This is a genomic window from Stenotrophomonas sp. GQ19 (assembly GCF_059758695.1).
The window spans coordinates 510,042-532,289 of the sequence record NZ_JCAXES010000002.1 but is presented as its reverse complement, the minus strand read 5'-3'; the positions used below and the strand labels follow the sequence as shown (position 1 = coordinate 532,289).

Genomic DNA, 22,248 nt, shown 5'->3' with positions numbered 1-22,248 from the left:
TCCTTATGCCGCGGCGCTGGCCGCGGGTTGTTCGGCGGTGGCGTTGCGCTGGCGCAGCAGGCGGTTGGCCACGTCCAGCCAGGCCAGTGCGGAGGCTTCGATGATGTCGCGGCTGGTGCCGGTACCTTCGTACTCCACACCGTCGTGGCGCACGCTCAGGTTGGCCTCGCCCCGTGCATCGGCACCGATACCGACGCTGTGTACGTGGTAGCTGTCCAGCATCAGCTGCACGCCGGTGGCTGCCGACAGCGCGCCGAACAGCGCATCCACCGGGCCATCGCCCTGCGAGGTTTCGGCCACGCGGTTGCCGTCCGGGTCGGACAGTTCCACCAGGGCGTTGGCGCGGCTGCCCACGTCGCTGATGGTCATCGAGGCCAGGCGGTAGCCGTTCTGGGTGGCGCTGCCCTGCATCAACACCTGCAGGTCGGCGTCGGTGACCACGCGCTGCTGCTCGCACAGTGCCTTGAACTGTTCGAACACGTGCTTCAGTTCGTCCTCGTCCAGCCAGAAGCCCAGCGCACGCAGGCGCTGTTCAACCGCGGCGCGGCCGCTGTGGCGGCCCAGCACCATCTGCGAGGACTCCCAGCCCACGTCTTCCGGGCGCATGATCTCGTAGGTGCCACGGTGGCGCAGCATGCCGTGCTGATGGATGCCCGACTCATGCGCGAACGCGTTGGCGCCCACGATCGCCTTGTTGCGCTGGACCGGCATGCCGACCAGCCGCTGCAGCAGCTGCGAGGTGGACACGATGCGCGGGGTGTTGATGCGGGTGTCTTCCTCGTAGAAGGCGTTGCGCACCTTCAGCACCATGGCGATCTCTTCCAGCGAGCAGTTGCCGGCGCGCTCGCCGATGCCGTTGATGGTGCACTCCACCTGCCGCGCGCCGCCTTCGATGGCGGCCAGTGAGTTGGCCACGGCCAGGCCCAGGTCGTTGTGGCAATGCGCACTGAAGATGATGCGGTCGCTGTCGGGCACCCCGGCGATCACCCGCTGGAACATGCCGCGGATCTCTTCGGGGGTGGTGAAGCCCACGGTGTCGGGCAGGTTGATGGTGGTGGCACCGGCGGCCACGGCCACGCGGGCTACCTCGATCAGGAAGTCTTCTTCGGTGCGGGTGGCGTCCTCTGCGGAGAACTCCACGTCGTCCACGTAACCGCGGGCCAGGCTGACGTGCTTGTGCACCGATTCCAGCACCTGCTCGCGGCTCATGCGCAGCTTGTGTTCGCGGTGCAGCGGGCTGGTCGACAGGAACAGGTGCAGCCGCGGATGGGCGGCCGCTTCCAGCGCCTTGGCCGAGGTTTCGATGTCGGTCGCCAGGCAGCGCGACAGCACCGCCAGGGTGGTCTGGCGCAGTTCGCGGCCGATCAGCGTCATCGCTTCGCGGTCGGACTGCGAACTTGCCGGGAATCCGGTTTCGATGATGTCCACGCCCAGCTCGGCCAGGGCGCGGGCCATCACCAGCTTCTGCGGCGGGGTCATGCTGCAGCCGGGGGATTGCTCGCCGTCGCGCAGGGTGGTGTCGAAAATTCTAATGCGGGGGGAGTTGGGCGTGGTCACCAGGAGGTCTCCTCGACAGCGATGTCGGATGGGGTCACAAAGGAAGGGGAAGCGGCGGGAATCTTGGGTGGGGCGAGCGCGGTGGGCAGTGGTAGTCGCGTTCGCTCGCTGGCACGGCGGCGGGGTTTGCGCGGGGGGCGCGGGCGGATGTCGGCCAGCAGCTGGGCCAGCACCATCGCGTCGATGTTGCCGCCGCTCACCACCGCGCACTTGCGCTTGCCGGCCACGCGGCGGCCGGCGGCCAACGCCAGGGCACCGGCGCCCTCGGCGATGACATGTTCTTCCAGGGCCAGCCGCACCAGGGTTTCGCGCAGCTCGGCCTCGCGCACGATCACCACATCGTCCAGCAGCGCGCTGCACAGCTTGCGGGTCAGGAAGCCGGGAATCTTCACCTTGACGCCGTCGGCCAGGGTGGCCACCGGGGTGATCTCCCGGACGTCGCCGCGGATGGCGCGGGCCATCGAGTCGACGCCTTCGACCTGGGCACCGACGATGCGCACGCCCTGCGATTTCAGCGCCAGCGCCACGCCGGAGGCCAGGCCACCGCCGCCGATGGGCACGATCACCACGTCCGGCGCATGCGGCGCCAGTTCGATGCCCAGCGTGCCTTGCCCGGCGATCACGTCGGGGTCGTCGAACGCAGACAGGAAGCGGTAGCCGTGCTGGTCGGCCAGCGCACGCGCGAAGGCGTAGGCCTCGTCGTAGCTGGTGCCGTGCTGGCGCACGGTGGCGCCCCAGTGGGCCACGCCGGCGATCTTGGTGGCCGGTGCGCCGTGCGGCATCACCGTGATGGCCGGAATGTTCAGCCGGTAGGCGGCCCAGGCCACGCCCTGGGCGTGGTTGCCGGCCGAGGCGCAGATCACCGGGCGGTCGTCACCGCGTTCGCGCCCGGCCAGCAGCGCGTTCAATGCGCCGCGCACCTTGTAGGAACCGGTGCGCTGCAGGTTCTCCAGCTTCAGCCAGACCCCGAAACGCTCGGCGTAGTGCAGCGGGGTGGGCGGCAGATAGCGGCGCAGCCGCGCCTGCGCGGCCAGCACGTCGGCGACGCTTACGTCGCCTACGTCCGGTTCCTGCGGGGTACGGCTAGCCGGCATCACGCACCCGGCCATGGTGATCGTCGCGGCGCGGTACGCGCTGCGACGGCGCACGGTGCGACGTCGTGCCTCCTGCACGCGCACCATTTGCACATCCATGTGCTGCAAGAAGAGACCTCCGTACCGGCACCGATGCAACGGTGCGGGCGTTCATGCGGATACTCCGGGTTCGAGCGCGCTGATGCGCACCGAAACACAGTCGTAGATCTTCTCGATCTGGCGGCACAGGGTTTCCGGCGGACGGCTGCTGTCCACCACCATCTGCAGGTGCCAGCGGCCGTTGTCGGCCGCGTTGGGCGCACCGGCGATCGCGCGCGGCGCGAAGCCGCGGCGTTCGGCCATGCCGATCACGCGCAGCAGCGCGCCCTCGGCGGGAACCAGCACCAGGTCAAGCCGGTATTGCATTGGGGAACTCCTGGGACTGATGGGCAGGGTTGCTTTCCAGCATGGTGCTGTTGGCGTTGTTGGGCGGCACCAGCGGCCACACGTTGGCGCGGGCATCGATGGCCACGTGCAGCAACGCCGGGCCCGGCTGGGCCAGCAGCGCGGCCAGGCCACCCTCGACGTCGTCGCGGGCCTCGATACGGGTGGCGGGAATGCCGAACACCTGGGCCAGCGCGGCGAAGTCCGGGTTGTCGGACAGGTCGATCTCGCTGTAACGCTCGGCGAAGAACAGTTCCTGCCACTGGCGCACCATGCCCAGCGAACTGTTGTCCAGCAGCACGATCTTCACCGGCAGGCGGCACCGCGCGATGGTGGCCAGCTCCTGCACGTTCATCATGAAACTGCCATCGCCGGACACCAGCACCACGGTGCGGTCGGGGCAGGCGAACTGCGCGCCCATCGCGGCCGGCAGGCCGAAGCCCATGGTGCCCAGTGCGCCGCTGGTCAGGTGGTTACGCGGGTGGTTGAAGCGGCAGTGCTGGGCCACCCACATCTGGTGCTGGCCCACATCGCAGGCAATGATCGCGTCGCTCGGGGCCAGCTCGCTCAGCCGCTTCAGCAGCGCCGGGGCGTAGATGTGCTTGCCCGGTGCATCGTAGCGGGCGGCGAAGCGTTCGCGGTGGCTGCCGCAGCGCTTGCGCCAGGCCTCCTGCGACGCCGGCGTGGTGGCCGCGGCGGTCAATGCACGCAGCGCGCTGCCCACGTTGCCCGGCACGGCGATGTCGGCACTGCGCAGCTTGGAGATCTCATACGCATCGGCGTCGATGTGGATGACCCGCGCGAACGGGGCGAACTCGTTCAACTTGCCGGTGGCGCGGTCGTCGAAGCGCGCGCCGACCACGATCAGCAGGTCGCTTTCCTGCACGGCCATGTTGGCGGCGCGGGTGCCGTGCATGCCCAGCATGCCCAGGTAGTGCGGATGCTGCGGCGGCAGCGCGCCCAGCCCGCGCAGGGTCAGCACGGTGGGGATCGCGCTGGCGTCGACGAAGGCACGGAAGTCCTCCACCGCATCACCCAGCGCAACACCGCCCCCGGCGTAGATCACCGGCTTTTCGGCGGCGGCGATCGCGGCAATGGCCTTCGCCACTGCGTCGTCCTGCGGTGCCGGCGGCGGGCTGACCGTGGCCGGGGTGTGCGCCGGCAGGTGCGAGGCATCGGCGATCTGCACGTCCTTGGGCAGGTCGATCAGCACCGGCCCGGGGCGACCCTCGCGGGCGATGCGGAAGGCTTCGCGGACCACGCGCGGCAGGTCGTCCACCGAGCGCACCAGCCAGCTGTGCTTGACGATCGGCATGGTCAGACCGAACACGTCCAGTTCCTGGAACGCGTCGGTGCCCAGCAGCGGGGTGGCGACCTGGCCGGTGATGCAGACCATCGGCACCGAATCCAGCATCGCATCGGCGATGCCGGTGACCAGGTTCGACGCGCCGGGGCCGGACGTTGCGACACACACGCCGACCTGGCCGCTGGCGCGGGCATAGCCGTTGGCGGCCAGTGCCGCACCCTGTTCGTGGCGGACCAGGATGTGCTTCAACCCGGAATCCACCAGGGCGTCGTAGAACGGCATGATGGTGCCGCCGGGGTAGCCGAACAGCGTGTGCACGCCCTCGGCTTCCAGGGCCTGCGTCAACCAGCGTGCGCCGTTGCGGGGCGCGGTGCTGTGTGCGGAGGTATTCATGCGGTGACCTTTACGAAAGCGGGTGGGGGAGCCGCGCGGTTACGCGGCTTGACTTTGCAACCAGACCATCTTGGCGCGCAGTTCCTTGCCTACCTTCTCGATCGGGTGCTCCAGGTCGGCCTGCTTGAACTTGTTGTAGTTGGGCAGGCCCGCTTCGTACTCGGCTACCCAGTTCTTGGTGAAGGTGCCGTTCTGGATGTCGGTCAGCACGTCCTTCATGCGCGCCTTGGTGCCGGCATCGATGACGCGCGGGCCGCTGACGTAGTCGCCGTACTGCGCGGTCTCGGAGATGAATTCCAGCATGCGGGTGATGCCGCCTTCGTAGAACAGGTCCACGATCAGCTTCAGTTCGTGCAGGACTTCGTAGTAGGCGATTTCCGGCTGGTAGCCGGCTTCCACCAGCGTTTCAAAGCCGGCCTGCACCAGCGCCGAGGCACCGCCGCACAGCACTGCCTGCTCGCCGAACAGATCGGTTTCGGTCTCTTCCTTGAACGTGGTCTGGATCAGGTTGGCGCGTGCGCCGCCCAGCCCGGCCGCATAGGCCAGCGCGTACTCGGCGGCCTTGCCGCTCCGGTCCTGGTAGACCGCCCAGATGCACGGAACGCCCCGGCCGATCTCGTACTCACGGCGCACCAGCGCGCCCGGGCCCTTGGGCGCGACCAGCACCACGTCCAGGTCGTCACGCGGCTTGATCATGTCGAAATGCACGTTCAGGCCATGCGCGAACAGCAGCACCGCGCCCTGTTTCATGTTCGGGGCGAGCACGTCCTCGTACAGTTTCTTCTGGACCATGTCCGGGGTCAGCACGGCGACCAGATCCGCATCCTTGACCGCCTCGGCCGGGGCCTTGACGGTGAAGCCATCGGCCTGCGCCTTGACCTCGGTGGGGCCACCCGGGCGCAGCCCGATGACAACGTCGAAGCCGGATTCACGCAGGTTCAGTGCGTGGGCGCGGCCCTGGCTGCCGTAGCCGACAACAGCGATCTTGATCTGGGGCAGGTCGTTGGTGCTCATGGGGGAGGTCCTTTGGCGGAAATAAAAAGATGGCCGACGGTCAGCGACGCGTCGGCCAGTCAGGGGAAGGGGTGGCACGCGCAGCGCCACAACCGCACGCATCCGCCGTGGGGGCGGTGGGCATGAAGGCGGTGGTGGCGGACGGGCGGGTCATGGCGGGAAGGGCAACTCGGGAAGGGGGAGGAAAATGAGGAGGCTCTGAAACGAAAAAACCCGCACCTGGGTGGGTGCGGGTTTTGATGGATACCTGGCAGTCTTGCTTACACGCCGGTCCGTCCCGCACCTGTTGGTTGGGTAATAAGTACGAGGACAAGAAGCGAACGGATCGACGCCCCGCCGGTGTCGGCGTGCTCGATGGATTCGCGGATGGCTGTGCGCTGCAACATGAGATCGAGAAAACCACAGCGGTTTTAAGGCTGTCAACCCTGGCAGGCATATTTCCAACAGTTTCGCCTGCATCCAGCGCAAAGCCCCGCCACGCAAGGATGGTTGCGGTTGAAAGCGTTGCGGTGAACCCGAATTCACTATTTTGCAGGCACGTTCTGCGCGGATTTCGGTGCCGATGCGGCCCACGGCATGACCATTGTGGGATGCCATCGCGGCCGCTCTGCCGCCACTATCGGTGTGGCTACCACCCATCAGGAATCCCCCGTGTCCCGACGTCTTGCCCGCGGCCTGCTTGCCGCCGCCGTGCTGTGTGCCCTTCCCATCGCCGCCAGTGCCGCCGACCGCGTCACCGGCCATCCCTTCGCCACCCGCTCGGAGGTGATCGCCCCGCACGCGATGGCCGCCACCTCGCAGCCGCTGGCGACCCAGATCGCGCTGGACGTGATGAAGGGCGGCGGCTCGGCCGTGGACGCGGCGATCGCGGCCAACGCCGCGCTGGGCCTGATGGAGCCGACCGGCAACGGCGTCGGCGGCGACCTGTTTGCCATCGTGTGGGACCCGAAGACCCAGAAGCTTTACGGCTACAACGGCTCGGGCCGGTCGCCCAAGTCGCTCACCCTGGCCGAGTTCCAGCGCCGCGGCCTGAAGGAGATCCCGGCCACCGGCCCGCTGCCGGTCTCGGTGCCGGGCGCGGTGGACGGCTGGTTCGCGCTGCACGAGCGCTTCGGCCGCAAGCCGATGGCCGACAACCTGGCCCCGGCCATCCGCTACGCCCGCGAGGGCCATCCGGTGGCCGAGGTGATCGCCTACTACTGGGACCGCTCGGTGCCCAAGCTGTCGCAGTACCCGGGCTTCAAGGAGCAGTTCACCGTCAACGGGCATGCGCCGCGCAAGGGCGAGATGTGGAAGAACCCGAACCTGGCCAACACCCTGGAACAGATCGGCCGCGGTGGCCGCGATGCCTTCTACAAGGGCGACATCGCCCGCACCATCGGCAGCTACTTCAAGGCCAACGGCGGCTACCTGAGCTACGAGGACATGGCCAGCCACCACGGTGAGTGGGTGGATCCGGTGAGCAGCAACTACCGTGGCTACGACGTCTGGGAGCTGCCGCCCAACAGCCAGGGCATCGCGGTGCTGCAGATCCTGAACGTGCTGGAGGGCTACGACTTCTCGAAGATCCCCTTCGGCTCGCCCGAACACGTGCACCTGTTCGTGGAAGCCAAGAAGCTGGCCTTCGCCGACCGCGCGCGCTTCTACACCGATCCGGCATTCCACCCGGCACCGGTGGAACGGCTGGTCTCGAAGGGCTACGCGGCGCAGCGGCGTGCGTTGATCTCGATGGACAAGGCCCTGCGCGAAGTGCAGCCGGGCACGCCGAAGCAGCTGCAGGAAGGTGACACGATCTACATGACCGTCGCCGACGCGGACGGGATGATGGTGTCGCTGATCCAGTCCAACTACCGCGGCATGGGCAGTGGCATGGCGCCCCCGGGGCTGGGCTTCATCCTGCAGGACCGCGGTGAGATGTTCGTCCTGCAGAAGGACCACCCGAACGGCTACGCGCCGGGCAAGCGCCCGTTCCAGACCATCATTCCCGGCTTCGTGACCAAGGACGGCAAGCCCTGGATGAGCTTCGGGGTGATGGGCGGGGCGATGCAGCCGCAGGGGCACGCGCAGATCGTGATGAACATGGTCGACTTCGGCATGAACCTGCAGGAAGCCGGCGATGCGCCGCGCATCCAGCACGAAGGGTCGACCGAACCGACCGGGCAGGCCACGGCGATGAGCGACGGTGGCGAGGTCAACCTGGAAACCGGCTTCCCATACGAAACGGTGCGCGCGCTGATGCGCAAGGGCCACCGCGTCACCTTCGCCGACGGCCCCTACGGCGGCTACCAGGCCATCCTGCGCGACCCGGAAACCGGCGTGTACTACGGCGCCTCAGAAAGCCGAAAAGACGGCCAAGCCGCAGGCTACTAAACCAACGCGGCGGGGGTAGAGCCGACCGTTGGTCGGCTGCTCTCCTCAACTCACCGACCCACTGTCAGAGGGGCGCGGTGGGTGGGTTGGCGGGACCCTGAGCCGCATGGATGCGGCGACGGAGCTTACATGGGTGAGGGCACATTGCTTGCGAGGCACTGCCTCGCATGTGCCCGAACGCACAGCCGCCAGCGGCTGGGCCGGGCCGCGGAGCGGGACTTGCAGCGTGTCCCGCCAACCCACCCGGCGCGACCCTGCCACCGACAGCGCAACGGTGTACGCCCTACGGCGCCCGCGCCGCCTCATCCCGCGTCTCTTCCTGCGCGGCGATCTCCCGCTCGATCCACTCGTCCATCATCCGCCGTGCCCGCTGCGCACGCCGGCGCTGCAACGCGTACTCCATATCCAGCACCCGGTACAGCGACCACATCACCAGCAGCATCAACAGCGCGAACGGCAAGGCCGCAATCGTGATCATGCCCTGCAGCGCGGTCAGCCCACCGGCCAGCAGCAACACACCGGCAATCAGCGCGATCGCTACCCCCCACACCATCCGCCGCGCCAACGGCGGGTCACCCGCCTCCTCGGTGGACATCGTGGCCAGCACCAGCACCGCCGAGTCGGCCGAGGTCACGAAGAAGATCATCAACAGCACCAGCGCAATCACCGACAACACCATCGGCATCGGCAGGCTGTCGAACATCGTGAACAGCACCGTCTCATAGCCGTTGCCCAGCGCCTGCGCCAGGTCCACGTGGCCGAAGATCTGCGACCACAGCGCGGTGCCGCCAAACACCGAGAACCACAGGAAGCCCAGCACGCTGGGTGCGATCACCACGCCCAGCACGAACTCGCGGATGCTGCGCCCGCGCGACACCCGCGCAATGAACGAGCCCACGAACGGCGCCCACGCGATCCACCAGGCCCAGTAGAAGATCGTCCAGTCGGCCACCCACGTGCTGCCCGAGAACGGCGACATGCGCAGGCTCATCGTCACCAGCGAATTGAGGTAGGACCCGATGGTGGTGGTGAACGTATCGAAGATGAACCCGGTGGGCCCCAGCACCATCACCAGCGCCAGCAATACCGCCGCCAGCCCCAGGTTGAAGTTGGACAGCCACTTGATGCCGCGGTTCACCCCGCTGGTGGTGGAGGCCATGTACAGCACGAACGCCACCGCGATGATGGTCAGCTGCACCGGAATCGAATCCTGGATGCCGAACACGCGATGCAGGCCCGCCGCGATCTGGATCGTACCGAAGCCCAGCGTGGTGGCCACGCCGATCGCGGTGGCCACCACCGCCGCCACGTTCACCACCGTGCCCATCCAGCCGCGGTGATGCGCGCCGATGATCGGCTGCAACAGATCACTGATCAGGCCGCGGCCGTTGCGGTTGAACTGGAACCACGCCATGGCCAGCCCGATCAGCGCATAGATCGCCCACGGATGCAGGCCCCAGTGGAAGAACGCGTAGCGCATCGAGGCACGGGCCGCTTCCATGCTCTGCGGTGCCAGCCCTTCCGGCGGCTTGACGAAGTGCGAGATCGGCTCGGCCGCGCCCCAGAACACCAGGCCGATACCCATGCCGGCGGCAAACAGCATCGACATCCAGCTGGCGTTGGAAAAATCCGGCTCGGCATCTTCGCCGCCGATGCGCAGCGAGCCCAACCGCCCGAACGCCAGGTACATCAGGAACGACAGCGTGATGAACACAACCAGCAGGTACAGCCAGCCGGTGCTGCGGATGATGTGGCCCAGGCCACTCTGGATCACGTCGTTGAAGGGGCCGGGCGCGAGGCCGGCGATCAGCACCAATGCAATGATCAGTGCGATGGAAATGCGAAACACCATGGAGGAGTTTCTCCGTACAAAGGGGGCGAGCGAATGCCTGCCGTCTCCAGCGCTGCCGAGGCGGCGGCTGGGGCGATTCAAGCCGGTCGATGCCGGTTGCGGAACTCCAGGGCGGACCAGCCAGACGGCCATTCCGCGCCGCAGCATTCTAGCGGATGGCAGATCAGCGCCTTTTTCACGTTCCAGCCGCTGTCTGCACGGCTTCGGGCCGGACGCGGCAATTGCGTCAGGGTTGTGGTCTAATTCGCCCCGAAGCGGGGGTACCGCGGCCCAGTGGCCACGGTTGAGACAGTCCCTTCGAACCTGATCCGGTTGATACCGGCGTAGGGATGCTTCGCAATGCTGACGCAATGCGCCGTAGGGCTGCCCCGCCCGAAGACCGCCCGTGTTGCGTCCGTCGTGCGCCGCCGCTTCGTCCGTTCCGCCTATTCCTGGGCGGAACCCGATCCAGGACGAAGTCATGAACGCAGCGCTTTCCTCCCTGCAGCAGCAGGCCCAGCAACTGTCCGAATCGGTCACCCGACCCATTCCCGGCTCGCGCAAGATCCATGTGCCCGGCTCACGCAGCGACCTGCAGGTGCCCATGCGCGAGATCGTGCTGACCCGCACGCCAACCCTGTTTGGTGGGGAAGAGAACGCGCCGGTCACCGTGTATGACACATCTGGCCCGTATACCGATCCGAATGCGCGCATCGACCTCTCCTGCGGCCTGCCGCCGTTGCGGGCCGGCTGGGTGGCCGAGCGGGGCGATACCGAACTGCTGCACGGCCTGAGCTCCAGCTTCGGGCGGGCGCGCGAAACCGATGCACGCCTGGACGCGGTGCGTTTCCCGTCGCGGCTGCAGCCACGCCGTGCGGTGGCCGGCGCCAACGTCACCCAGATGCACTACGCACGGCGCGGCATCATCACCCCGGAAATGGAATTCGTGGCCATCCGCGAGAACCAGCGCATCGAGGCCATCCGCGATGCCGCGCTGCTCAGGCAGCACCCCGGGGAGTCTTTCGGCGCGTCCATCCCAACGCGCATCACGCCTGAATTCGTGCGCGACGAGATCGCCCGCGGCCGCGCGGTACTGCCCAACAACATCAATCACCCGGAAAGCGAGCCGATGATCATCGGCCGCAACTTCCTGACCAAGATCAACGCCAACATCGGCAACAGCGCGGTGTCGTCGGGCATCGCCGAGGAAGTGGAAAAGCTGGTGTGGGCGATCCGCTGGGGCGGCGACACGGTGATGGACCTCTCCACCGGCAAGCACATCCACGAAACCCGCGAGTGGATCCTGCGCAACTCGCCGGTGGCGATCGGCACCGTGCCGATCTACCAGGCGCTGGAGAAGGTAGATGGGCGCGCCGAGGAACTCACCTGGGAGATCTTCCGCGACACGCTGATCGAACAGGCCGAGCAGGGCGTGGATTACTTCACCATCCACGCCGGCGTGCTGCTGCGCTACGTGCCGCTGACCGCCAAGCGCGTGACCGGCATCGTCTCGCGCGGTGGCAGCATCCTGGCCAAGTGGTGCCTGGCCCACCACAAGGAGAACTTCCTCTACACGCACTTCGAGGACATCTGCGAAATCATGAAGGCCTACGACGTGACCTTCTCTCTCGGCGACGGCCTGCGCCCCGGCTGCATTGCCGATGCCAACGATGCCGCCCAGTTCGGTGAGCTGGAAACCCTCGGCGAGTTGACCAAAATCGCCTGGAAGCACGACGTGCAGACCATGATCGAAGGCCCGGGCCACGTGCCCATGCAGTTGATCAAGGAGAACATGGACAAGCAGCTGCGCGAATGCGGCGAGGCGCCGTTCTACACGCTGGGGCCGCTCACCACCGACATCGCGCCGGGCTACGACCACATCACCAGCGCGATCGGTGCGGCCATGATCGGCTGGTACGGCACCGCGATGCTTTGCTATGTCACGCCGAAGGAACACCTGGGCCTGCCCAACCGCCAGGATGTGCGCGACGGCATCATGGCCTACCGCATCGCCGCGCATGCCTCGGACCTGGCCAAGGGCCATCCCGGCGCGCAGGTGCGTGACAACGCACTGAGCAAGGCGCGCTTCGAGTTCCGCTGGGAAGACCAGTTCCACCTCGGCCTGGATCCGGAGAAGGCCAAGGAATTCCACGATGAAACCCTGCCCAAGGACGCGCACAAGCTGGCGCACTTCTGTTCGATGTGCGGCCCGCACTTCTGCTCGATGAAGATCACCCAGGACGTGCGCGACTATGCCGCCGAACACGGTCTGTCCGAACAGGACGCGATCGAGGAGGGCATGGCCGACAAGTCGGCGCAGTTCCGCGACCTCGGCGCGCAGGTCTACCGGCAGGAATGAGGCCGGTGCCGGGGCGGCGGGCCGTCGCCCCGGTGCTCATGCGGCAGGGGCGGCAAGCGCGCTAAGCTCGGCGGCGAACGGGGCAGGGAAGGGATCTGGCATGGCAATCGCACGTACCACCAAGTGGCTGGCCATCGCACGGCGGCATCCGTCGGCGTGGTTGCTGGCCGTGCAGTTGCTGGGCGTGCTGCTGTACCCGGCGATGGACGAAGCCGGGGCCAGCCGCGCGGTGTTCGGTGCGTTCGGCATCGCCGTGCTCGGCCTGGCCCTGTGGGTGGTGCGGCGCAGCCCGTTGGGCATATGGCTGGCGCTGCTGCTGGCCATCCCGGCGGTGGTCTTCTCCATCGCCGGGGCACTGCTCGGCAGGCCCACCCTCACCACCACCGCCCAGTTGCTGGAATGCCTGCTGTATTTCTATACCGCCGGCAGCCTGACCGCCTACATGCTCCAGGACCACAAGGTCACCCGCGACGAACTGTTCGCGGCCGGGGCAACGTTCACCCTGTTGGCTTGGGCATTCGCGTTCGCCTTCTCGGTCTGCCAGCAGTGGTACCCGGGCAGTTTCCTGGCCACCAGCGAGAGCGAATTGCGCACCTGGATGGAGCTTCTTTATCTCAGCTTCAGCTTGCTGTCCGGGGTGGGTTTGAGCGACGTGGTGCCGGTGCATCCGCAAGCACGCGCACTGGTCATGCTGGAGCAGTTCGCAGGCGTGATGTACGTGGCTTTGGTGGTCTCGCGACTGGTCGGATTGACCATGATCAAGCGTGTACAAAGCTGAATCGCAGATAAAAAATTCGCGCCCGAAGGCGCGAATACTGAAGCGATTTATGTGAATTCGTCGGCGAGAGAGAGCCTGATGTTGGCCGCACGCACAGGCGCGGTTAACCGGCATAGGCTAGTATTCGCGCGCTTCAGTTGTTTTACGGTTTGCGCTGATGGCATGTGCGGAATCTGGCGGTTCGTTCGATCGGTGTCGGTTGCGATGAATGCTGCGTTCCTGTTGTTCTGCAGTCCTTCGTACCACTGGAATGATCAGCAACATTAGTGAGCCTCCTTCGGCCGATGTCGTGCGTATCGGCAGCTGCACCGTCACGTTGTCCTCGCGCGAGGTCACGGTGCCCGGTGCGCGTCGCGTGCGCCGGCTCACCCCCAAGGCGCTGGGCGTACTGAAAGCGTTGCTGCGTTCGCCCGGTGCGGTGGTCACCCGCGATGAACTGTTCGCCGAGGTGTGGCCCGACACCCTGCCCACCAATGATGTCCTCACCCAGGCTGTCACCCAGCTGCGCAAGGCGTTTGCCAGCGACGACGGCGACGGCGCCGCGTACATTGAAACCATCGCCAAGACCGGGTACCGCCTGCTGGTGCCGGTACGCATGCTGGCCGACGATCCCGTCGTGCCGGCGGCCGCCGAACCGGACGTGGCGCCTGCGGCCAACGCGGTAACCCCTGCGCCAGCGCGCACCGCACCTGGCCCGGCAACGGCGTCGGTACGCAGCCGCTGGCGGCGCCACCGTCGCTACGTGCTGCTGGCCGTTGGGCTGGCCATGCTGGTGGCGCTGCTGGTGATGGCCGCATTGCTGCTGCAGCGCCCGTCGGCCGAGCCCGGTTCCAGCGGCGTGCTGGAGGATGGCAGCCGGGTGATCGGCAGCCCACAGCGGCCGTACCGGCTGATCACCGCCACGGCCGGGTTCGAGACCTATCCCACGCTGTCCCCGGACGGTTCGCAGGTTGCCTACGAGGCCGACAGCAGCGCCCGCAATGGCAGCTCGGTGAAAGTGCAGACGTCCGGCAACGCGCCGGCGCGGCTGCTGGCCGAAACCCCGGACGGCTATTCCGACCGCTTCCCCAACTGGTCGCCCAACGGGCGCGACATCGCGTTCGCGCGGTTCGGGCCGGGCGGCAGCTGCGAGGTGCTGATCGCCAGCGCCACCGGCGGCGCGGTACGTCACGTCACCCGCTGTGACGGCACCGAACTGCTCAGCTTCGACTGGACCCCGGACGGGCGCGGCCTGGTGTTCGGCTCCCTGGCCGGCGCGCATGCCCACCGCGGCATCCGCGTCCTGGATATCGCCAGTGGGCGTTGGACGCCGCTGGCCTACGAGGTGGCCGAGGACAGCTTCGATTACGCGCCGCGCTACTCGCCCGATGGGCGCTGGATCGTGTTCGTGCGCAACCCGCAGATTGGCGATCTGTGGCGTCTCCCGGCCAGCGGCGGGGTGCCCGAACAGCTCACCGCCGATTCGGCCGAGATCCGCGGCTGGGCCTGGCGCGGTGACAGCCGCCACATCGTGTTCGGCCGCCGCGTGGACAGCGAATCGCGCCTGTATGAACTGGATACGCAGAACCGCACGCTGCGCGATGTCGGCATCGACGATGCGCAGTCACCGGCGGTGTCGCGCCACAACGAGATGCTGGCCTTCGTGCATCGCAAGGCGCAGTTCGGGCTGTTCCGGGTGCCGCTCAAGGACGGCCAGCCGGGGCAACCGCAACGCCTGTTCCCCTCCAACGGCCGCGATGGCCAGCCGATGCTCGCCCCTGACGGCCGGCAACTGGTGTTCACCTCCGACCGGTCCGGCAATTACGGCCTGTGGTGGGCGGACCTGACCCGGCCCGACTCGCTGCGCCCGGTGGAAGGCCTGCGGCCGGAAACGCGGCAGGCCGCGGACTGGTCGCCGGACAGCACGCACCTGCTGGTGTCCGGGCGCGATGCGCAGGCCAACCCGGTGATCTATGAAGTGTCACCGCGCGATGAGCAGGTGGTGGCGTTGCCGGTTCCGGTCGCCCAGCCGCTGCAGGCCCTGTACGGCGGCGACAGTGACCACGTGCTGATCGTCGACCGTGACGCGCGCGAGCGGCTGCGGCTGTCCCTGTTCGATCGTCGGCAGTCGCCGTGGCGGCTGCTGGCCAGTATCGAAGGGGTGTCGCAGGCGCGCTTCGACCGCAGCGCGCAGCGGGTGCTGTTCACCCGGCTGTCGGCAGGCGGGTTGTGGTCGGTGGATGCGCAGCTCAGCACCGGCAGCATCCAGCAGGTCAGCGAAGACCGGCCATCGCGCTGGCGCTACCGGACCTGGACCGTGGCGCGCGATGGCAGCGTGGACTACCTGTCCAACGGCGCCGCGTGCGCCACGCTGTTTTCGCGCATCAACGCCGGCGCTGCCCGCACCGAGCACTGCCTGGACGTGGATCGGCTGAGTGCCGGCAACGGCTTCAGTGCGCAACCCGATGGCAGCGCCCTGTATGTGGCGCTGGCGGTGGCCGACGGTGCCGACATCGGCGTGATGCCGCTGCCCGAGGCCCCGGTGGCGGTCTTCTCGGCGGTGTCCAACGCCCTGTTTTTGAAGGGAAAATAGTCTTCGTACTTCTTTCGTATCGGCCTCGTGTCGAATTCGGATGAATCTCGTAGGACTTTCCTGACCTGGCTCGCCTGATTTGGCAAAACGTTTGCCCCGCAACGGCAAACACGGTGTGCAGTCATGCGTCAGCTTTCCTTGGCCGATCGCGGCCAATCGCTTTCCCTGGACAAGATCGTCGACGACGGTCCGCTGCCCACCTGCTTGGGCGTGGCCCGGCTCGGCAGCCTGCAGACCGCCGGCGCAACCTTCACTGTGTGGATGCAGCTGCGTGGCAGCGCGTGGGTGGAATCCAAGGAAGGTCGCTTCCGCCTGCGCCAGCGCGAATGGATTGCCTTCGAGAAAGAATCCAAGCCGATGATCCAGGCCGGCCGCGATGGTCTGTGCATCGGCCTGAGCCTCACCCCCGATGCATTGCGCGCGCTGGGCGAACTGGAAGACTGCAGCCTGTATGCCGGCCGCGGCAGCATGAGCCGCGCCGAAGTCCGCGTTGCGCTGCGCCTGTGGCGCGATGCACTGGCCAGCGGCCAGCCTGCGCAGGCATTGCGCCCGGTGCTGCTGCATCTGGCCTCGCTGCAGCGCGTGCTGGCCACCGGCGTGCAGCGTTGCCCGGGCCGTTCGCGCGTGCGCAAGCGCCAGGTGTTCGGCCGCATGCAGCGTGCGCGCCTGTACCTGGAAGGCAACAGCCACCGCGTGGTGCGCATCGGTGAACTGGCCGAGCTGACCAACTTCTCCAGCTGGTACTTGTCCAAGACCTTCCAGAGCCTGTATGAAGAAAGCCCGCAGTCGCTGTCGGCACGCCTGCGGCTGGAGCGCGCGGCGGACCTGCTGCGTGATACCGACATGATGATCGGCGAAGTCGCCGCTGCCAGTGGATTTGACAACTGCTGCAGCTTTGCAAGGGCGTTTCGGGCACGTTACGGGCAGTCTGCGTCAGGCTTCCGCGAGGGCGGTGGAATGCTCCCGCCAAAGTCGGCAAAGCCATCGGTTGCTTCCCGCAAATAATTAACCGCAACGCAATCGTAACTTTCCGAGGCGGTTTAACACGCTACTAACGTACCTCGGAGAGATAAATGAATTTTCGTACTCCTGCAGTGCGGCTGGGCCTTCTGCCCGCCGGCATTGCGCTCGCGCTGTCGCCGACCTTTGCCTCGGCGCAGGAAGCTGCAGCCGGCACCACTGACCTGGATCGCATCTCGGTCACCGGCTCGCGCATCCGCGGCGCCAATATGGAGACCCAGCAGCCGATTCTGACGATGACGCGTGAAGCCCTGGAGAAGCAGGGTTTCTCGAACGTCGCTGACGTGCTGAACAACCTCACCTCGGCCGGCTCCCCGGCCATCTCGCGTTCGGATTCGCTGTCCTCGGGCGAGAACGTGGGCGGTTATTACGTCGACATCCGCAACCTGGGCGCCCAGCGCACCCTGGTGCTGATGAACGGCAAGCGCCTGGGCGCCACCACGGCCGGCTACCAGGATCTGAGCCAGATCCCGATGGCTGCCGTGGAGCGCATTGAAATCCTGAAGGACGGCGCGTCCTCGATCTACGGTTCGGACGCCATTGCCGGCGTGGTCAACGTGATCACCCGCAAGAACTTCGACGGTGGCGAAGCCAGCGTCCGCGTTGGCCAGTACGGCAACGGTGACGGCGACGAACAGCAGTACTCGATGCTGCTGGGTGCGTCCGGCGAGCGCGGCAGCCTGACCCTGGCGGCCGAATACTCCAAGCAGGATCCGGTGTGGGCCAAGGACCGCTGGTACAGCCGTGATGGCGGCCGTGGTCCGAATTCGGTTGCTGGCGACGGCAGCCCGATCACCGAGACCGGCAGCTGGTGCAACCCGCTGCAGGTCAACTGCGGCGACTCCAAGACCGCCGTGTGGAAGACCCTGAACCCGGGCGGCGATCCGAAGAACCCGAATGACTACCACGTCCTGACCGAAGACGAGTACGTCAATTCGAACGAGCAGATGAGCCTGCTGACCGGTGTGGAGCGCAAGTCGCTGTACATCAACGGCACCTACGACTTCACCGACCGCATCAGCCTGAACACCGATGTGCTCTACAACGAGCGCAACACGTTCCAGCAGATCGCCGGCTACCCGTACCAGTCCAGCGCGTCCAACATCAAGACCCCGCTGTCGGCCTCCAGCGCCTTCAACCCGACCAACGTCAATGGCGTCGGCGGCAAGGACATCGAGTTCCGTCGCCGCCTGTGGGAAGTGCCGCGCACCACCGACAGCCAGCTGAAGACCCTGCGCTTCGCGCCGACCGTCAGCGGCTACTTCGAAGTGGCCGACAAGACCTTTGACTGGGACGTCGGTGCACTGTGGAACCGCAATGAGTCGATCAAGACCCAGCGCGGTGACATGAGCCTGATCGGTTCGCGCAAGGCATTGGGCCCGTCCTACATCGATGCAGGCGGCGTGGCACGTTGCGGCGTTGCCGGCGTTGTGGATCCGTCCCTGGCCGACTGCATTCCGTGGAACCCGCTGCTGCCGTACGGCGTGGCTGGCCAGGGTTCGCTCGCCGACCCGGCGCTGCAGGAATACCTGTTCCCGACCTTCACCACCCGTGGCGTCACCAAGACCACCAGCTTCACCGCCAACCTGGCCGGTTCCATCGTGACCCTGCCGGCCGGCGACCTCGGCTTCGCCGTGGGCGTGGAGCACCGCAAGGAAGAAGGCTCCTACGTGCCGGACGCCTTCGCGCAGTCGGGCCAGTCCACCGGCCTGGGCCAGAAGTCGACCCAGGGTGAGTACGATCTGAACGAGGTCTACCTCGAACTGAACGTGCCGATCCTGGCCGACATGGCGTTTGCCAAGGAACTGACCCTGAATGTTGCCAGCCGTTATTCGGACTACAGCAACTTCGGCGGCACCACCAACAGCAAGTTCGGTCTGACCTGGCGTCCGATGGACGAGCTGTTGGTCCGCGGCACCTATGCCGAGGGCTTCCGCGCTCCGACCATCTCCGATCTGTACGGTGGCCTGAGCTCGAGCTTCGAGCGTTACACCGATCCGTGCGCCGTGGGCGTGTCGGGCAGCGTGGCCGGCAATGCCGCCTGCCTTGCCGGTGGTGCACCGGCCAACTACGTGCAGCTGGGCCAGGGCAACGTGCCGTGCTCGACCACGCCGTGCCAGTCGGGTGACCAGTTCGTCTCCGGCGCCAACCCGAACCTGTCGCCGGAAACCTCCAAGAGCAAGACCATGGGTCTGGTCTGGAGCCCGCGTTGGGTGCAGGGCCTGGACATCTCGCTGGATTGGTACCGCTACGAGATCAGCGACATGATCATCGAAGACAGCGTCGACCGTATCCTGCGTGACTGCTACGTGCTGGGCAATGCTGGCCGTTGCAGCGGCGTGACCCGTGCGGCTGATGGCCACATCAGCGGCATCACCTACGGCACCGCCAACCTCGGCAAGATGGAAACCGAAGGTTACGACCTGGGCATCAAGTACCGCCTGCCGGAGCTGGCCATCGGTCAGTTCAGCATCGACTGGCAGACCAGCTACCTGGCCAAGTACGACGAAGCCAACCAGAACAGCGCCGGCGACAGCATCATGATCGGCAAGGTTGGTCAGGACGCGCTGTTCCGCGTGCGTTCCAACCTGGGCGTCAACTGGGCGATGGGCGACTTCGGTGTCAACTACACCGCGCGTTACTACTCGGGCCTGAACGAGCCGTGCATCGACATCGGCTGCACCGATCCGGACCGCTTCGCCTATGGCGAAACCGCTCCGCTGCGCAAGACCGGCTCCAACACCTTCCATGACCTGCAGGTCAGCTGGAAGGCGCCGTGGGATGCCACCATTGCGGTCGGCGCGAACAACGTGTTCGATCACAAGGGTCCGCTGATGTACTCGCAGCAGAACTCGAGCTTCGCCTACTACGGCGGCTTCGATATCGGCCGCTTCCTGTACATGAAGTACACCCAGCGCTTCTGATCCATCGAAGCTCTGTTGCAGTAAAAAAGGAGGGCGGACCGCAAGGTCCGCCCTCTTTGTTTGTGCCGGGGCCTGAGCGTTCCACCCTCCCGGTTTCGATGCTGCGGCCACAAAAAGGTTCTGAGGGAAGCGTCTCGTTGCGAGGGCCGTCGCAGCGTGAGCACGACGGTGCGCGGGTGGCCGGGCGTGCAGGCGCCGTTCGGATCGGCTGGTGTCTCCGATCAGGCTGGTCGCGAACGTGAGGGCCCCGCAGCAGCCGGTAGGCCCCTGGCGCAAATGTCCCCCGGCCGCGGGGCGGCCTCCTCCTTTATTTTGCCCAGGGGCCTACCGGCTGCTACGGGGCTCGGCTTGCGGTAAGCAGGGGAAGCCAAGCCTTTCTGGCGCTGTCGGTGGGTCGGGCGCTGGGCCCCCATGCCCTTGGAGGCGAAATAAAGGGGGAGGGGGCGGCCGCAGGCCGACGCCGGAGGACATTCGCCGGAAAGGGCATGGGGGCCCAGCGCCCGACCCACCGACGGCTGTGCCTGAAAAGCGTCAAGGCACGTTTTTGCTTGCCCCGCACATGGGTGAAGAGCCACAAAAAAGCCGGCCACTGGCCGGCTTTTCCGTTGCACTGCTGCCCCCCGTCATGGCGCGGGGCGGTGCCCTCAGACTTCGGCAGCCACCAGGCCCATCAGGCCATTGGCGTGGTCCCGCCACTGCGGCAGCTTGTGCAGCACGCCGGCACGCTGCAGGTACTCCTCATCCACCGGGTCCCCGTTGATCAGCGCCAATGCCACGTGCACCGCACCGGTCACCCAGAAGCTGCGCGTGTTGGACTTCTGCGGCTGCAGGTGGAACGCCACCGCCTCGATGATCGGCATCGGCAGGCCCCACAGGCCCAGCAGGTAGGCGCCGGCCTCGGCATGGCCGGGGCGTTCATCGGTCGCGTCGGCCGGGGCGCCGCGCTCGTTGCGCACGCCCGGCAGCAGCAGCCCGATATCGGCCAGCAGGGCGGCGGTTGCACCCAGCTCGGCGCTGGAATCGGGCAGCAGCTTGGCTGCCAGCCGCGAGGCCAGCAACGCGCGCTGCTGCAGCGAATTGCGTTCGGCACCGGACAGCGCCGAGGCAGAGAACACCTCGCTGGCCAGCACCAGGTCGCGCAGGGTCGACAGGCCCAGCCGCGTTACCGCGGTGCGCAGGTCGGAAATGGTGCGGCCGCTGTTGAAGAACGCCGAGTTGGACAACTGCAGCACCTTGGCCGCAATCGCCGGGTCGGCCGACACCAGCTTGGACACATCGGCGGTGTTGGTGTCGTCGTCGTGTTCCAGCGCCTGGGTCAGGCTCAAGTACAGATGCGGCGGCGAAGGCAGCTTTTCGATGCGGCCGATCGCGCTGCGCAGATGCGCGCTGTCGAGCAGTTCGCGCAGTTCTTCCAGGCTGGTCAGCGCTTCCAGCAGCACTTCCGGGGCCAGCGGCATCGGCAGGAAGCGGTGGGCCACCCCGATCAGGCGCGCCGGCGGCGGGCGGTTGTTGTGGTCGGCATCCACCAGCGCGATCCGGATCGTTTCCGGGCGCAGGGTACGGATCTGCCCCAGCAACGTGGTCGCCGTCAGATCGGGCAGGGTAGGGCAGGCAATGACCGCGTCCACCGGACCGGCGGCGACAATGCTCATGGCCGACTGGCCATCGGAGGCCGTCAGCGGTTGCCACTCTTCCCCAAGATCGGCAATGAAATCCATCAGTTCAGCCGACAGGCTGGCCTGGTCCCCAACAAGCAGAATGCGCACGACAAGTCCCCTGGCTGACCACGGTGAAACGCACCGTGGACGGTGTGAAGACGCAATGTACCCAATCCGGCACAAATAGTGATGTGCCGCAGTCAAAAAACGTGATGTCCATCGCTTCGGCGGCCAGCGCCGAAGCGATGCGGTTCAGCCTCAGCCGTTGTTGGCGAGGTAGCGCTGGTGCGCTTCCACCAGGATCTGCTTGGCTTCGGCAGCGCCGGCCCAGCCGTCAAGCTTGACCCACTTGCCCTTTTCCAGGTCCTTGTAATGCTCGAAGAAGTGGCCGATGCGCTCCAGCCAGTGGCTGGACACCTGCTCGATGTCTTCCACGTGGGCGTAGCCGCTGAACACCTTGGAGATCGGCACGGCCAGGATCTTCTCGTCGCTGCCGGCTTCATCGCTCATCTTGAGCACGCCGACCGGACGGCAACGCACCACCGAGCCGGGGATCAGCGGCAGCGGCAGCACCACCAGCACGTCGGCCGGGTCACCGTCGCCGCACAGGGTGCTCGGCACGTAGCCGTAGTTGCACGGGTAGCGCATCGGGGTGGACAGGATGCGGTCGACGAAGATCGCACCGGTTTCCTTGTCCACTTCGTACTTCACCGGCTCGGAATCCTTCGGGATCTCGATGATGACGTTGATTTCTTCCGGCGGGTTCTTGCCGGGCGAGACGAGTTCCAGACCCATGGGTGTACTCCGAGAGGGGGGATGAAGGCAGATAGCCCCCCATTTTATGCCTTTGCCGGGCCGCGTGCAGCGGGGGCCGGATGACCGCCCCGCGATGGGTTTTCCCACGGCCCGGCGCGGCCTTGCCGGATGGGCCCGTGCACCGGGCCAGGCC

The 22,248-nt window shown here is 66.7% G+C and carries 14 protein-coding genes and 1 riboswitch; of the genes, 6 read left to right on the top strand and 8 right to left on the bottom strand.

Going from position 1 to position 22,248, the window contains the following annotated elements; all coding sequences use genetic code 11:
* Positions 1 to 3 precede the first annotated feature (3 nt).
* The 5 genes from AC6CHL_RS06390 to ilvC form a co-directional block, all read right to left on the bottom strand.
* Positions 4 to 1,557 (bottom strand): 2-isopropylmalate synthase, encoded by a 1,554-nt coding sequence (locus AC6CHL_RS06390; protein WP_425598293.1) that lies wholly within the window; start codon positions 1,555 to 1,557, stop codon positions 4 to 6.
* Positions 1,554 to 2,651 carry a threonine dehydratase gene (locus AC6CHL_RS06385; RefSeq protein ID WP_463601620.1) on the bottom strand — a complete coding sequence of 366 codons (1,098 nt, stop codon included), beginning with the start codon at positions 2,649 to 2,651 and terminating at the stop codon, positions 1,554 to 1,556. Before AC6CHL_RS06385 ends, AC6CHL_RS06390 begins: the two co-directional genes overlap by 4 nt.
* Before the next feature lie 150 nt (positions 2,652 to 2,801).
* A complete protein-coding gene (locus tag AC6CHL_RS06380) occupies positions 2,802 to 3,056 on the bottom strand; it encodes an ACT domain-containing protein (RefSeq protein ID WP_038686396.1) in 255 nt (84 codons plus the stop codon).
* On the bottom strand, positions 3,040 to 4,773 hold the full coding sequence (gene ilvG, locus AC6CHL_RS06375; protein WP_498293860.1) for an acetolactate synthase 2 catalytic subunit: 1,734 nt from the start codon (positions 4,771 to 4,773) through the stop codon (positions 3,040 to 3,042). The genes AC6CHL_RS06380 and ilvG overlap by 17 nt, the downstream gene beginning before the upstream one ends.
* Before the next feature lie 39 nt (positions 4,774 to 4,812).
* Positions 4,813 to 5,787, bottom strand: a complete 975-nt coding sequence (gene ilvC, locus AC6CHL_RS06370) for a ketol-acid reductoisomerase (protein WP_038686400.1) — start codon at positions 5,785 to 5,787, stop codon at positions 4,813 to 4,815.
* 651 nt (positions 5,788 to 6,438) lie between these two features.
* On the opposite strand from ilvC, the gene ggt reads away from it, so the two are divergent.
* A complete protein-coding gene (ggt, locus tag AC6CHL_RS06365; RefSeq protein WP_498293858.1) occupies positions 6,439 to 8,157 on the top strand; it encodes a gamma-glutamyltransferase in 1,719 nt (572 codons plus the stop codon).
* 283 nt (positions 8,158 to 8,440) lie between these two features.
* Here ggt and AC6CHL_RS06360 read toward each other — a convergent pair whose 3' ends face one another.
* Positions 8,441 to 10,009 (bottom strand): BCCT family transporter, encoded by a 1,569-nt coding sequence (locus AC6CHL_RS06360; protein ID WP_498293856.1) that lies wholly within the window; start codon positions 10,007 to 10,009, stop codon positions 8,441 to 8,443.
* Positions 10,010 to 10,255: 246 nt separating this feature from the next.
* Positions 10,256 to 10,357: riboswitch (TPP riboswitch) on the top strand.
* A 112-nt stretch (positions 10,358 to 10,469) separates the two neighbouring features.
* Between AC6CHL_RS06360 and thiC the strand changes: the two genes are divergently transcribed.
* From thiC to AC6CHL_RS06335, 5 genes are all read left to right on the top strand, one after another.
* Positions 10,470 to 12,347, top strand: coding sequence for a phosphomethylpyrimidine synthase ThiC (thiC, locus tag AC6CHL_RS06355; RefSeq protein WP_498293854.1), 1,878 nt, complete (start codon positions 10,470 to 10,472; stop codon positions 12,345 to 12,347).
* Positions 12,348 to 12,447: 100 nt separating this feature from the next.
* A complete protein-coding gene (locus tag AC6CHL_RS06350; protein WP_498293852.1) occupies positions 12,448 to 13,125 on the top strand; it encodes an ion channel in 678 nt (225 codons plus the stop codon).
* A 250-nt stretch (positions 13,126 to 13,375) separates the two neighbouring features.
* The gene (locus AC6CHL_RS06345) at positions 13,376 to 15,697 is read left to right on the top strand and encodes a winged helix-turn-helix domain-containing protein (RefSeq protein WP_038686410.1); all 2,322 of its coding nucleotides are present in this window, start codon (positions 13,376 to 13,378) and stop codon (positions 15,695 to 15,697) included.
* 123 nt (positions 15,698 to 15,820) lie between these two features.
* Complete coding sequence (locus tag AC6CHL_RS06340; RefSeq protein ID WP_038686412.1) at positions 15,821 to 16,702, top strand: helix-turn-helix transcriptional regulator; 882 nt, start codon at positions 15,821 to 15,823, stop codon at positions 16,700 to 16,702.
* A gap of 68 nt (positions 16,703 to 16,770) precedes the next feature.
* Complete coding sequence (locus AC6CHL_RS06335; RefSeq protein ID WP_038686415.1) at positions 16,771 to 19,641, top strand: TonB-dependent receptor plug domain-containing protein; 2,871 nt, start codon at positions 16,771 to 16,773, stop codon at positions 19,639 to 19,641.
* Between the two features lie 644 nt (positions 19,642 to 20,285).
* Here the strand turns inward: AC6CHL_RS06335 and AC6CHL_RS06330 are convergent.
* Positions 20,286 to 21,407 carry an HDOD domain-containing protein gene (locus tag AC6CHL_RS06330; RefSeq protein WP_498293850.1) on the bottom strand — a complete coding sequence of 374 codons (1,122 nt, stop codon included), beginning with the start codon at positions 21,405 to 21,407 and terminating at the stop codon, positions 20,286 to 20,288.
* A gap of 150 nt (positions 21,408 to 21,557) precedes the next feature.
* Positions 21,558 to 22,094 carry an inorganic diphosphatase gene (ppa, locus tag AC6CHL_RS06325; protein ID WP_354284549.1) on the bottom strand — a complete coding sequence of 179 codons (537 nt, stop codon included), beginning with the start codon at positions 22,092 to 22,094 and terminating at the stop codon, positions 21,558 to 21,560.
* Between the last annotated feature and the right edge of the window lie 154 nt (positions 22,095 to 22,248).